The organism is Paenibacillus sp. FSL P4-0338 (genome assembly GCF_038002365.1).
Classification (GTDB): domain Bacteria; phylum Bacillota; class Bacilli; order Paenibacillales; family Paenibacillaceae; genus Paenibacillus_AQ.
In genome coordinates this window covers 2,237,760-2,251,392 of the sequence record NZ_JBBOCG010000001.1, presented here as the reverse complement: position 1 = coordinate 2,251,392, position 13,633 = coordinate 2,237,760, and the positions used below count along the sequence as shown (strand labels likewise).

The following is a 13,633-nucleotide window of genomic DNA, read 5'->3' as shown; positions in this document are numbered from 1 at the left end:
TGCTGCAGTAATTGCAATAAGACATTTACCGTTATGCGGCCTGCAATAGCGGAAGAGATATTGATTGACTGGGAGAATGAAGCGTTATTCCACAAGATGCGTGCTGAGAAAACTCAAGACAGCAACAGCAGCCTCTTGTCACTGGTCATCAATGTGATCGAGCTGCTGACCTGGCGCGACAAGGGCAACGGACAAGTGGAGGCTATTAAGGAAATGCGCAAATGGCTGATCGAGCATGAGGAAGCGCCGCCCGTGGCAGAATTAATACAAATGGATGTGAATCGGCGCGGAGCCAAACGGAAGTGGAATGAATAAGGAATCAGGCACTTAGCGAAAGCGGGGAGCGGTCTTGTCCAAAGTATTTTTTACCTCAGATCATCATTTTGGCCATAACCTGATCATTGATTTTGAATCGCGGCCTTTTGCCGGTGCGGAAGAGATGGACAAGATGATGATTGCGAACTGGAATGCTGTCGTAGGCAAGGAGGACACAGTTTTTCATCTTGGGGACTTTTCCTTCAGGAATCAAGAGGATACCCGGAGCATTGTGGCTGCCCTGAACGGGTACAAGATATTGATTCTTGGCAATCATGACCGTGGACGCGGACGGAACTGGTGGCTGGAAGCCGGGTTTGATGAGGTCAGTGAGTATCCGATGATATACAAGGAGTTTTTTCTGCTCTCGCATGAGCCGATGTATATGAACAAGCATATGCCTTACGTGAATGTGCACGGACATATTCATGGACAGAAGTATGAAGGCAATCATCATTTTAATATCTGTGTGGAACACTGGAATTACACCCCGCTGTCCTTTGAGCAGATCAGGAATTCGGTGGTAGCCAGTGAAGAAGGCTGAATAAAATGATTCTTTGGTCATGATTGCGCAATTATGCAAGACTATTAAAAGCTGATTTTTGTGCAGCATTATATGCGCAATAACCTTGCATCTTGTGTAGGGTTACGGCTATACTGAGTGTAATTAAGCTTACGGAAAAAGAGGAAGCACCTTTTTTCCTGGAAACGAACGCCCGCTGCGGGCGTATTTCTGGAGAAGAGGTGCTTATTTGTGTACGGAAAAATGCATAGCGCATGCCTGTATGGCATTGAAGGTGTAATGATTGGAGTAGAGGTGGATCTGGCTAACGGCTTGCCGCAGACCATTATTATCGGCCTGCCAGATTCGGCAGTCAGAGAAGCGGTCGAACGGGTGCGGGCCGCTGTCAAAAATTGCGGGTACAGCTATCCCCAGCAGCGGGTGACGATTAATCTGGCCCCGGCGGATCTGCGCAAGGAGGGCTCGGCGTTTGATCTGGCGATTGCCCTGGGGATACTGACGACCAGCGGCCAGCTTGTCATGCCGGAAGCCGGGCAGATGCTGCTGATTGGTGAGCTTGCGCTGGACGGAAGTCTGCGGCCGGTAAATGGGGTATTATCTATGGCCCAGGCTGCGCGGCAGGCCGGAATTCATGCTGTCCTGGTGCCACCCGGCAATGCGGCGGAAGCTGCGTTGATCGCGGGAATGAAGGTGTACACTGCCGGGCATCTGCGGGAGCTGCCTCAGCCCGGTCAGATTATTCCGCCGAATTCGGTTGAACGATCTGAAGTGGCCGGGTCTGAGCTGCTGCAGGCTGATTTACCGTTTCCAGTATCAGTATCTGTGAGTGCTGAAGCGTCTTCCAGGAAACGTCCGCCCGTTCTGGCTTTGTCCCTTGACCATTTGAGATATCGTTCTGAGCCAGCGGAGAAGATTCCTTCCCAGCTTGGGGTGAAGCAGCTAATGAATGAAGATTACAGCGATGTTATTGGCCAGAATCATGTGAAGCGGGCGCTTACGATTGCGGCTGCCGGGATGCACAATATTATTCTGATCGGCCCTCCAGGTACGGGGAAGACCATGTTGATTAAGCGGTTACCCGGAATTCTTCCCGATCTTACCGATCAAGAATCGCTTGAGGTGATGAAGATATTCAGTGCTGCCGGGAAGCTTAGAGACGGCGGAGGCGGCTTGCTGCGGGAACGTCCGTTTCGTTCACCGCATCATACCATCTCAGCAGCCGGATTGATCGGCGGGGGAGGAATTCCGAAGCCGGGGGAAGTTAGCCTTGCGCACCGCGGTATTCTCTTCCTGGACGAGCTGCCCGAGTTCTCCCGGACTGTGCTTGAAGTGCTCCGTCAGCCGCTGGAGGATGGGATTGTCACAATCAGCAGGGCACGGGCATCCTTCACCTTCCCGGCCCAGTTCCTGCTCGCTTGCTCCATGAATCCCTGCATGTGCGGATTTCTTGGTAATGGCAATGCGGAACAGAGGTGCAGCTGCAGTCCGGCCAAAATCGCTAAGTACCGGGGCAAAATCTCGGGTCCGCTGCTGGACCGGATGGATATGCAGGTTGATGTGCCGCGTCCAAGAGAAGGCGACAGGAGTGTACCTCCGGTCTCAACGGCACAGATGCGTTCTGAGGTCCTGCGGGCTCAAGCCATTCAGGCGAAGCGGTATAACACTCTACCGATCTCCTGGAACAGCGAGCTGTCTGGGGCGGCGCTTCGCCGTTATGCTGCGCTGCGGCCGGAAGAGGAGATGCTGCTCAGCAGTATTCTGGAGAGTCTCGGGCTTAGCATGCGGGCGCATGACCGGATTATTAAGCTGGCCCGCACGATTGCCGATTTGGAAGGAACGGAGGAGATTAGCGCTGCGCATCTGGCCGAAGCAGTCCAATACCGCAATCTGGACAGGCAGGTCATGGTGGAGGAGGAAGCCTGACACGCCAAAACCCCCGTCCGGGGCCGCCGGGCAGGGGGTTGGCATGCTGAAACGGTACCGTCCTTTAAAAGGACGGCAATGCCGTTTCCACTTGGGAAGCTATTCTTATAGCACGTTCAGTTCAACTTCGATATTGCCGCGGGTCGCGCGGGAGTAAGGACAAGCTCCGTGAGCTGCTTCTACGAGTTGCTTGGCGGTCTCACGGTCAACACCCTTGACGAGAACATCCATCTTCACGGCAATGCCGAAGCCGCCGTCTTCCACTTTACCGAAGCTGACAGTAGCCGTAACTTCTGAGCCTTCGATCTTTACCTTGCCCATACGTGCAACCATATTCAGCGCGCTGTCGAAGCAAGCGGAGTATCCGGCTGCGAACAGCTGCTCAGGATTGGTACCTTCACCGCCGGCGCCGCCAATTTCGCGTGGTGTGCTAATCGCAAGATTAAGCTTAGGGCTGTCGGATTCGATAGAACCTTGTCTGCCGCCTACGGCTTTTACTGTTGTTTCGTACATTTTCTGTTGGATGGTCATCATATTTAATCGCTCCCGTTCGTTTTCATAAAGTATTGTACACAACTAAATTTAACACAATTAAAATAAAAGTCAATCTATTTCCCGCTATTAACATGATATTATGGATGAATTGTGATAAACTAATGTCACAAAGGCAGGTGAAGAAGAAATGCAAAAAGAATCTACTACAACCCCTGAGCTTATGCTGGAGAACCAGCTCTGCTTTACGATTTATGCGTGTTCGCGTGAATTTACGAAGCTATACCAGCCTCATCTGGATAAGATCGGATTAACGTATTCGCAGTATCTGGTTATGCTGGTCCTGTGGGAGAGACAACAATGTACAGTCAAGGAGCTGGGTGAAGCTCTGTTCCTCGATTCAGGGACGCTGACTCCGCTGCTCAAGCGTCTGCAGGCTGCAGGACTAATTTTGCGTGAACGTTCTTTGCAGGATGAGCGGAAGGTGCTGATTTCATTAACAGCCCAAGGCTTGGCGCTGCGGCAGGATGCTATGGGCATTCCCGGCAAAATGGCAGAAGGCACGATGCTCTCCCCGGTAGAGTTCATAGACTTGCTGGGACAGTTCAAAAATCTCCTGAACCGGGTGCATGAAGCTAACGTTAGCAATTCGAAATCGTAGTCTCGCTCCCATATAAGAGTATAGGTTTCACCGTCCTGAATAAGGGCGGTAAAGCCGTTTCTGCATGGATGTCAATGCAATCGTTCGCATTCCGGCATGAAACCGAGCGAAAATGTATGTATAAATAGTGAAAGTTTTTAAGGAAAGCGTTTTTAAAACATGTTACAATATTCTGGGTTTCACATTCTGGCATATAGGTAATTATAGATATCACCTTGTGATAGGAACTATATGCTACTGGCAGAGAACTGTACCGTTTGCAGCGTATGCTTCAGGCGCCGGCGCTCTGCTTGTACCGGGATATTGCCGGTTAACAACCGGTCTGGACCCGGCTTTGGACAATCAAAACGGAATGCGGAATGACCGCAGGCTGCCTGCACAGGTCACCGCAACACTTTAGGAGGCTTCCGGAATGAATATCCACGAGTATCAGGGAAAAGAAGTACTTAAGAAGTATGGCGTAGCCGTACCGAACGGAAAAGTTGCTTATACAGTGGACGAAGCAGTGGAAGCTGCCGCAGCGCTGGGTACACCTGTGGTTGTAGTCAAAGCGCAGATTCATGCTGGCGGACGCGGCAAGGCCGGCGGCGTCAAGTTGGCGAAGAACAGTGATGAGGTTCGCGCGTATGCGTCCGAGATCCTTGGCAAGACACTGGTCACCCATCAGACGGGACCCGAAGGCAAGGTAGTGAAGCGGCTGCTGATTGAAGAGGGCTGTCAGATTGTCAAAGAATATTATATTGGTCTGGTTGTGGACCGCGCTTCCGGACGTGTCGTCATGATGGCATCCGAAGAGGGCGGTACGGAGATTGAAGAGGTGGCGGCTACACATCCCGAGAAGATTTTTAAGGAAATCGTGGATCCGGCGGTGGGGCTTCAGACCTTCCAGGCGCGCAAACTGGCTTACAGTATCTCTATTCCTCCCGAATTGGTGAACAAAGCAGTCAAGTTCATGCAAGCGCTATATCTGGCTTTTGTGGATAAAGATTGCTCAATTGCGGAGATCAACCCGCTGGTTGTTACTGCTGACGGTAATGTGATGGCGCTTGATGCTAAGCTTAACTTCGATTCCAACAGTCTGTTCCGCCACAAGGATATCCTGGAGCTGCGTGATCTGGACGAAGAGGATGCCAAAGAAATCGAAGCGTCCAAATTCGACCTCAGCTACATCGCACTGGACGGCAACATCGGCTGTATGGTGAACGGTGCGGGCCTGGCGATGGCAACTATGGATATCATTAAATATTATGGCGGCGAACCGGCCAACTTCCTCGATGTAGGGGGCGGTGCGACAACTGAGAAGGTAACGGAAGCTTTCAAAATCATCCTGTCCGATGACAAGGTGAACGGTATCTTTGTTAATATTTTCGGCGGAATTATGCGTTGTGATGTCATCGCTACCGGTGTAGTCGAAGCGGCAAGACAGCTTGGCTTAACCAAGCCGCTGGTCGTACGTCTTGAGGGCACGAATGTGGCACTGGGCAAGGAGATACTCGCCGGCTCCGGACTGAATATCGTTGCTGCTGATTCCATGGCGGACGGTGCCCGCAAAATCGTTGCTCTTGTGTAAGCATAGCTGCCTTTGTGGGGAGCCAGTCTCGTATTCGACAATATAAGTGAGGATGTGACCTATCGCATGAGCATTCTTGTAGATAAAAATACGAAAGTCATCACCCAGGGAATTACCGGCGCTACGGGTTTATTTCATACAAAAGGCGCGCTGGACTACGGTACTCAGATGGTTGGCGGTGTAACACCGGGCAAGGGGGGCACTACGGTTCAGATTACCCTGGACAACGGCACCGAGAAGAGTCTGCCTGTCTTCGACACGGTTGTTGCAGCTAAGGCTGCCACTGGTGCAACTGCAAGTGTCATTTACGTACCGCCTGCTTTTGCCGCAGATTCGATTATGGAAGCGGTGGATGCAGAGATGGACCTGGTCATTTGTATCACAGAAGGCATTCCGGTGCTCGATATGGTCAAAGTGTCCAGATACATGGAGGGCCGCTCCACAGTGCTGATCGGTCCCAACTGTCCGGGTGTCATCACGCCTGGAGAATGCAAAATCGGCATTATGCCTGGTTATATTCATAAGCCGGGGTATGTCGGTGTAGTCTCCCGAAGCGGAACCTTGACCTATGAGGCCGTAGATCAGCTGACGGAGCGCGGAATCGGCCAATCCTCAGCGGTGGGCATCGGGGGGGACCCGGTGAAGGGCTCGGAGTTCATCGACATCCTTAAGCTGTTCAATGAAGATCCGGGCACTAAAGCTGTTATTATGATCGGTGAGATCGGCGGCACAGCTGAGGAAGAAGCAGCGCTGTGGATCAAAGAGAACATGACCAAGCCTGTAGTGGGCTTCATCGGCGGGGTCACGGCACCTCCGGGCAAACGGATGGGTCACGCCGGGGCAATCATTTCTGGCGGTAAAGGGACGGCGAGCGAGAAGATCGCTGTGCTGGAGTCCTGCGGCATTAAGGTAGCGCCAACACCTGCTGAAATGGGCTCTACCCTCGTCAGTGTGCTTGAGGAACGCGGCATCCTGAATGCCTTCACAACCCACTAGAGCGCTTCTACGCTAGTTCGAAATGTTTTGGGGTCCCGCAAAGTACCTGAGTTATCATCGAAGCTAAATCTCCACTTTGTGGGGTTGTTTGGTCACAGCTTTTCCTGCTGAAGCAGGTATAATGAATGTTGAAGGTAAGCAACCTTTTGTCCCGGATTATGCGGATGAAAGGTTGCTTTTTTTGGTTTAAGTCAGGTTGGGTTTAAGACAATAAGGAAGGCTGGCCCTTCCGCACGGGGAGAGAATACATATGGAAATTCGGGAGCTATTGTTCGGTCTGCATGAGATGGAGGGGATTGGGTGGAAAAGTATCGACAAGATCCGCCGGGCGGGTCTTTTGACGAATGCTGTCTTCTCCTGTTCTGCTGAGGAATGGGAGCGGGTTGGAATCAACGGTGTGATATCCGCGCGCCTGGCTGTAGACTTTAATGAAGCATGGGTGCTGAAGCGCCGCTCTTTAATGGAAGAAAGCGGTGTAGCGATGGTCACCATTCTGGACGATCACTATCCTATGCAGCTGCGGGAAACCCCTCAGCCGCCTTGGGTATTGTACTATCGTGGCCGTCTGGAGCTGGCTTCCCGTCCCTCTGTTGCTATGGTTGGGACCCGGGTGCCTACCGCTTATGGGCGCAAAGTGGGGGAGATGCTGGCGGGACAGCTAAGTGCAGCCGGTCTCACGGTTGTAAGCGGCCTGGCGAGGGGGATTGACAGTGTCTGTCATGAAGCGGCGCTAGGCGGAGCAGGAGGGACTATTGCCGTGGTGGCAACCGGCCTCAATAAGGTCTATCCTCCGGATAACCGTGAGCTGGAGCGGCAGATTTCGCGGGAAGGGCTGGTTCTTAGCGAATATCCTATCGGAACTCCGAGTCATCCCGGATTATTCCCGCAGCGCAACCGGATTATCGCAGGTCTGTCACTGGGAACACTGGTAGTGGAAGCAGATAGCCGCAGCGGGTCCCTGATCACCGCTGATGCTGCGCTTGAAGCAGGTAGGGATGTGTTTGCCGTACCGGGGCCGCTGACCTCTCCCAAGAGCAGAGGGGCACTGGAGTTGATTAAGCAAGGTGCGAAGCTGGTAACCTGCGCCTCAGATATTGTGGAAGAATACGTCTCCTACCTTCCTTCCAAGGGGGCTGAATCAGCTTTAGCAGGAGCATTAGAGCAAGAGAGCCCAGCCGATCTGATGGAAAAGAAATTGACAAGTGAGGAGCTGCACCTTTACCATATACTGCATCAAGGCCCCTTTACACTCGATGAACTGCTGGCGTCAACGAGGTGGGATTTTGGACATTTGCATTCAGTTCTGTTATCTTTAATCATAAAAAAAGCGGTAACACAATTACCGGGTGCAATTTATAAGGTAATTTAATATAGAAGTAACTGTGGTAAGCATAGACATCCTGGTTCAGCCGGGTCCGAGGACTGGTTCAGGAGGTGATCTGCTTACGAACTTTTGGGAGGAAAACCTATGGCAGATGCGTTGGTTATTGTAGAATCACCATCAAAAGCAAAAACGATTGGTAAATATCTGGGCAGCAAATATATTGTTAAGGCATCAATGGGGCATATCATAGATTTGCCAAAAAGCCAGATCGGTGTGGATGTGGAGAATCAGTTCAATCCCAAATATATAACGATCCGGGGCAAGGGTTCTATCTTGAAGGAACTTAAGGATGCCAGCAAAAAAGTCAAAAAAGTTTATCTCGCAGCCGACCCGGACCGCGAAGGGGAAGCCATTGCCTGGCATTTGGCAAATGCACTGAATTTGGACAACACTCAGGAATGCCGGGTGGTCTTCAATGAAATTACCAAGCAGGCGGTGAAGGATGCCTTCAAGACACCGCGCAAGATAAATATGGATCTGGTGAACGCCCAGCAGGCGCGGCGGATTCTGGACCGGCTTGTCGGTTACAAGATTAGCCCTCTATTATGGAAGAAAGTCAAAAAAGGCCTCTCCGCCGGACGGGTACAATCGGTAGCGGTCAAGATTGTGATGGACCGGGAGAATGAAATTTCCGAATTCATTCCTACAGAATACTGGAGCATTACTGCTAAGCTAGCGATTCGGGATTCTGAATTCGAAGCCAAGTTCCACCGGCTGAACGGCGAGAAGAAGGAACTGGGCCAGGAGAGCGATGTGCAGGAAGTGCTGGAAGCGATTAAGAACGCGGCCTTCCAGGTCAAAGAAGTAAAGGAGAAAGAGAGACAGCGTCATCCATCCGCTCCGTTCACAACAAGCTCACTGCAGCAGGAGGCTGCCCGTAAGCTGGGCTTCCGCGCGTCCAAGACGATGTCTGTCGCACAGCAACTCTATGAGGGAGTTGAGCTGGGCAAGGAAGGCACTGTCGGATTAATCACTTATATGCGTACGGATTCCACGCGTCTATCCACTACAGCCCAGGATGAAGCCAAGGAGCTGATCCAAGCCAAATACGGTGAGAAGTTCATTCCCGAGACGCCGCGCCAATATTCCAAGAAGGCTGCGGGCGCCCAAGATGCGCATGAGGCGATCCGTCCGACTTCTGCACTGCGCGAGCCGGATATGGTCAAGGAATTCATGAGCCGTGATCAATTCCGGCTGTATAAGCTGGTATGGGAGCGTTTTGTGTCCAGTCAGATGTCTTCTGCGGTGCTGGATACATTGTCGGTAGACATAACAGCCGGTACAGCGATATTTAGAGCGGTAGGGTCCAAGGTCTCGTTCCCGGGATTCATGAAGGTGTATGTGGAAGGCAATGATGACGGCACGACAGACGAAGAGAAATTTCTGCCGCAGCTGAAGGCAGGCGATGAGCTGGTGAAGCGCGGGATCGAGCCGAAGCAGCATTTCACCCAGCCGCCGCCAAGATATACAGAAGCCCGTCTCGTCAAGACGCTTGAGGAACTGGGCATAGGCCGTCCAAGTACCTATGCGCCGACCCTGGAGACGATCCAGAAGCGCGGGTACGTGGCGATTGAAGAGAAGAAGTTCATGCCGACTGAGCTTGGAGAGCTAATCATAGAGCAAATGGAAGAGTTCTTCCCAGAAATTCTCAATGTGGAATTCACCGCCCATATGGAAGGGGATCTTGACCATGTGGAGGAAGGTGCGGAGAATTGGGTGAAGGTACTCGCCCAGTTCTATGAGTCCTTTGAGAAAAGACTCCTATATGCGGAAGAAGAAATGAAGGAAATTGAGATTGAAGATGAGGTCTCCGATGAACTGTGTGAGAAATGCGGCAAGCCAATGGTCTATAAGCTGGGCCGGTTCGGCAAATTCCTGGCCTGCTCCGGATTTCCGGAATGCCGCAATACTAAGCCGATCATTAAGGATATCGGTGTAAGCTGTCCGAAATGCCATGAAGGCAAGGTAGTGGAGCGGCGCAGCAAGAAGGGGCGCGTCTTCTACGGCTGCGATCAATATCCGGGCTGCGACTTTGTCTCCTGGGATAAGCCGTCAGTGAAGCCTTGTCCGGCTTGCGGCTCCTGGATGATCGAGAAGCGTAACAAGCAGGGAACCAAGCTGCAGTGTACTTCATGCGATCATACAGAGGCTGTAATCGACAGCGATGAGTTAGCAGAATAATAGGGTTACAGGAGGAACGGAAATTGACAGAAAAAGCACAAGTAACCGTTATCGGCGCAGGTCTGGCCGGGAGTGAAGCCGCCTGGCAGATCGCTTCGCGCGGAGTTCCAGTCAGACTATATGAGATGCGCCCAGTGGTGAAGACACCGGCGCATCATACGGATCAGTTCGCCGAGCTGGTCTGCAGCAACTCACTGCGGGCCAATGGCCTTGGGAACGCGGTGGGTGTACTTAAGGAAGAAATGCGGCGTCTGGGCTCCCTGGTGCTGGGTGCAGCCGATAGGCATGCTGTTCCGGCAGGAGGCGCTCTTGCTGTTGACCGGGACGGCTTCTCCGGCGAAATCACGTCCACGCTGCATAACCACCCTCTGGTGGAAGTCATAAACGAAGAACTTACGCATATACCGGAGGAAGGGATTGTTGTTATTGCCACCGGGCCGCTGACTTCACCCTCCTTGTCTTCGGAGATTAAGGCACTGCTGGGTGAGGAATACTTCTATTTCTATGATGCAGCAGCGCCGATTGTAGAGAAAGACAGCATCGATATGAGCAAGGTCTATCTGGCATCCCGCTATGATAAAGGCGAAGCCGCCTATCTCAACTGTCCAATGACAGAAGAGGAATTCGATGTTTTTTATGATGCGCTGATCTCGGCCGAGACGGCTGCACTCAAAGATTTTGAGAAAGAGATTTACTTTGAAGGCTGTATGCCGATTGAAATTATGATGAGACGCGGAAAGCAGACGGCACTGTTCGGCCCTATGAAGCCTGTAGGACTGCTCAATCCTCACACAGGCAAGCTGCCTTACGCGGTTGTGCAACTGCGCCAGGACAATGCTGCCGGTACGCTGTATAATCTGGTTGGTTTCCAGACTCATCTGAAGTGGGGCGAGCAAAAACGGGTATTCTCGCTTATTCCGGGCCTGGAGCAAGCTGAATATGTGCGTTATGGGGTTATGCACCGCAATACCTTCATTAATTCTCCCAAGCTGCTTCAGCCGACTTACCAGATGAAGGGACGGGAAAGACTGTTTTTTGCCGGCCAGATGACCGGGGTTGAAGGTTATGTAGAATCTGCGGCTTCCGGTATGATCGCCGGTATGAATGCAGCGAGAGCTGCGCTTGGCGAAGAGAGCCTGATCTTCCCTGAGGATACGGTGCTGGGCAGCATGCCCGCCTATATCACTTCGGCCGATCCTGAACATTTCCAGCCGATGAATGCCAACTTCGGCCTGCTGCCGAAGCTGGACGCCCGGTTCCGCAGCAAAAAAGAGAAGAACGAACGTCTGGCTTACCGGGCGCTTGACAGCCTTGCTGCTTATGCTGCAGCCCATGAATTGACGTATACAGAGCCGGAGCCGGTGGATACTGATCCGGCAGAAGCGGATAGTCCGGCACAATAGGTTCAGACCTGTATCACCTAATCTGAGGAGGGTGTCCATCATGTTACCCAGCTTTCATGCAACTACGATTTGTGCGGTAAGACATAACGGCCATGCGGCGATTGCCGGTGATGGCCAGGTTACGTTCGGAGAGAGTGTCATTATGAAGACGACGGCCAAGAAGGTCCGCCGCTTGTACAGAGGCCAGGTTATTGCCGGGTTCGCAGGCTCCGTTGCTGATGCGATTACCCTGTTCGAGAAGTTCGAGGGGAAGCTCGAGGAGCATCACGGCAATCTTCAGCGGGCGGCGGTGGAGCTGGCCAAGGATTGGCGCCAGGACCGCATTCTGCGCAAGCTGGAAGCGCTCATGATCGTAATGGATAAGGAAGGCATGCTGCTGATCTCCGGCAACGGTGAAATTATCGAGCCGGATGATGATGTGCTGGCGATCGGCTCCGGCGGTAACTTTGCGCTGGCTTCCGGGCGGGCACTTAAGCGTCATGCTCCTCAAATGGGTGCCGGTGACATTGCCAGAGAAGCGCTGCAGATTGCATCCGAGATCTGTGTATATACCAATTCCAATATCATTGTCGAACAGTTATAGGCAAGGTGCCATATATAAAGGGAGGAAGTCACAATGGTGAATCAATCGCTTACGCCACGCCAGATCGTAACAGAGCTTGACAAATATATCGTAGGTCAAAAGCAGGCCAAGAAATCAGTGGCTGTTGCCCTCCGCAACCGGTATCGGCGGAGTCTGTTGTCCGAGGAGCTGCGGGATGAGGTTGTGCCTAAGAATATACTAATGATTGGACCTACCGGTGTAGGTAAAACAGAGATTGCCCGGCGTCTGGCCAAGCTTGTTAACGCCCCGTTCATCAAAGTTGAGGCCACCAAATTTACGGAAGTCGGCTACGTGGGGCGCGATGTGGAGTCGATGGTCCGCGATCTGGTTGAGACCTCTATCCGTATGGTGAAGCTGGAGCGCACCGAAAAGGTGAAGGACCGCGCAGAAGAGCTGGCGAATGACCGGATTGTGGCGATCCTGGTCCCGTCCACCTCGAAGGGTAAATCGCAGCGCAATCCGTTTGAGATGATTTTTGGCGGAAACAACGGCGGGACGGAAGATACTAAGGAAGAGCCGGAGGACGGAAGCCTGAGCGAACGCCGCAGAGGGATCAAGTTCAAGCTGCTTGCCGGCCAGTTGGAAGATGATGTCATTGAGATTGATGTCGAGGACACGACGCCTTCGATGATGGATATGTTCGCGGGCCAGGGGAACGACCAGATGGGCATGAATATGCAGGAGATGTTCGGCAACCTGCTGCCTAAGCGTACGAAGAAGCGTAAGTTGCCGATCCGTGAGGCCCGCAAGGTGCTGATCCAGGATGAAGCGGCCAAGCTGATTGACACAGACGACATGATTCAGGAGTCAGTAGCCCGCGCAGAGCAATCCGGGATTATTTTCATCGATGAGATCGATAAGGTAGCCAGCCAAGGCAAGGGCTCAGGTCCCGATGTATCCCGTGAAGGCGTGCAGCGTGATATTCTGCCAATCGTCGAGGGATCAACAGTCATGACCAAATACGGGCCTGTGAAGACAGACTACGTGCTGTTCATCGCTGCAGGCGCTTTTCATATTGCCAAGCCTTCAGATCTGATCCCTGAGCTTCAGGGACGTTTCCCGATCCGTGTGGAGCTGAGCAGTCTTACACTTGAGGACTTTGTATCTATTCTTACGGAGCCTGAGAACGCACTTACGAAACAATATGTACATTTGCTGCAGACGGAGAACATTGAAATCCAGTTCCAGAAGGAAGCTATTCAGGAAATTGCCAAGATCGCGGCCTCCGTGAATCAGAATATGGAGAACATAGGGGCACGGCGTCTTCATACAATCCTGGAAAAGCTGCTGGAGGATCTATCATTTGAGGCGCCTGAGCTGACGCTCGACAGGGTGGTCATCACTCCGGAGTATGTTCGCGAAAAACTGGCAGGAATCGCGCAGGACCGCGACTTAAGCCAATATATCCTTTAAGATGACAGAGCCATAAAATCATCAATATAGGTAATTCGAATTATGGTTATGTAAATTTGATTCTAATTTCATGCATAAAAAGTTAAAAAATTCTATAATAAAGCAGTAAATGTAATATAAAAGGAAAATAATTGTAAAAACATGCTTTAAGCCCTCTCTTTTCTGAAA

The 13,633-nt window shown here is 52.0% G+C and carries 12 protein-coding genes; 11 read left to right on the top strand and 1 reads right to left on the bottom strand.

Going from position 1 to position 13,633, the window contains the following annotated elements:
- Positions 1 to 60: 60 nt before the first annotated feature.
- The 3 genes from MKZ07_RS09885 (at position 61) to MKZ07_RS09875 (ending at position 2,761) form a co-directional block, all read left to right on the top strand.
- Complete coding sequence (locus tag MKZ07_RS09885) at positions 61 to 315, top strand: hypothetical protein (protein WP_083684912.1); 255 nt, start codon at positions 61 to 63, stop codon at positions 313 to 315.
- 34 nt (positions 316 to 349) lie between these two features.
- Positions 350 to 859 carry a metallophosphoesterase gene (locus MKZ07_RS09880; RefSeq protein ID WP_036692464.1) on the top strand — a complete coding sequence of 170 codons (510 nt, stop codon included), beginning with the start codon at positions 350 to 352 and terminating at the stop codon, positions 857 to 859.
- Positions 860 to 1,069: 210 nt separating this feature from the next.
- Positions 1,070 to 2,761 carry a YifB family Mg chelatase-like AAA ATPase gene (locus MKZ07_RS09875; protein WP_036692465.1) on the top strand — a complete coding sequence of 564 codons (1,692 nt, stop codon included), beginning with the start codon at positions 1,070 to 1,072 and terminating at the stop codon, positions 2,759 to 2,761.
- 105 nt (positions 2,762 to 2,866) lie between these two features.
- On the opposite strand, the gene MKZ07_RS09870 is transcribed toward MKZ07_RS09875, so the two are convergent.
- The gene (locus tag MKZ07_RS09870; RefSeq protein ID WP_341025649.1) at positions 2,867 to 3,295 is read right to left on the bottom strand and encodes an organic hydroperoxide resistance protein; all 429 of its coding nucleotides are present in this window, start codon (positions 3,293 to 3,295) and stop codon (positions 2,867 to 2,869) included.
- 148 nt (positions 3,296 to 3,443) lie between these two features.
- On the opposite strand from MKZ07_RS09870, the gene MKZ07_RS09865 reads away from it, so the two are divergent.
- The 8 genes from MKZ07_RS09865 to hslU all read left to right on the top strand — a co-directional run bounded on the left by MKZ07_RS09865 (position 3,444) and on the right by hslU (position 13,465).
- Positions 3,444 to 3,914 (top strand): MarR family winged helix-turn-helix transcriptional regulator, encoded by a 471-nt coding sequence (locus tag MKZ07_RS09865; protein WP_036692468.1) that lies wholly within the window; start codon positions 3,444 to 3,446, stop codon positions 3,912 to 3,914.
- 412 nt (positions 3,915 to 4,326) lie between these two features.
- Positions 4,327 to 5,484, top strand: a complete 1,158-nt coding sequence (gene sucC / locus MKZ07_RS09860) for an ADP-forming succinate--CoA ligase subunit beta (protein WP_036692469.1) — start codon at positions 4,327 to 4,329, stop codon at positions 5,482 to 5,484.
- Positions 5,485 to 5,550: 66 nt separating this feature from the next.
- Entirely contained in the window at positions 5,551 to 6,480 is a 930-nt protein-coding gene (gene sucD / locus MKZ07_RS09855) for a succinate--CoA ligase subunit alpha (RefSeq protein WP_341025647.1), read from the top strand.
- A gap of 250 nt (positions 6,481 to 6,730) precedes the next feature.
- Positions 6,731 to 7,849: a DNA-processing protein DprA gene (gene dprA / locus MKZ07_RS09850; RefSeq protein WP_036692471.1), complete on the top strand. Its 1,119-nt coding sequence runs from the start codon at positions 6,731 to 6,733 to the stop codon at positions 7,847 to 7,849.
- Positions 7,850 to 7,948: 99 nt separating this feature from the next.
- Positions 7,949 to 10,045, top strand: coding sequence for a type I DNA topoisomerase (gene topA, locus MKZ07_RS09845; RefSeq protein WP_036692472.1), 2,097 nt, complete (start codon positions 7,949 to 7,951; stop codon positions 10,043 to 10,045).
- Positions 10,046 to 10,068: 23 nt separating this feature from the next.
- Positions 10,069 to 11,448, top strand: a complete 1,380-nt coding sequence (trmFO, locus tag MKZ07_RS09840; protein WP_036692474.1) for an FADH(2)-oxidizing methylenetetrahydrofolate--tRNA-(uracil(54)-C(5))-methyltransferase TrmFO — start codon at positions 10,069 to 10,071, stop codon at positions 11,446 to 11,448.
- 40 nt (positions 11,449 to 11,488) lie between these two features.
- A complete protein-coding gene (gene hslV / locus MKZ07_RS09835) occupies positions 11,489 to 12,031 on the top strand; it encodes an ATP-dependent protease subunit HslV (protein ID WP_036692475.1) in 543 nt (180 codons plus the stop codon).
- A 33-nt stretch (positions 12,032 to 12,064) separates the two neighbouring features.
- Positions 12,065 to 13,465, top strand: a complete 1,401-nt coding sequence (hslU, locus tag MKZ07_RS09830) for an ATP-dependent protease ATPase subunit HslU (protein WP_036692477.1) — start codon at positions 12,065 to 12,067, stop codon at positions 13,463 to 13,465.
- Positions 13,466 to 13,633 lie beyond the last annotated feature (168 nt).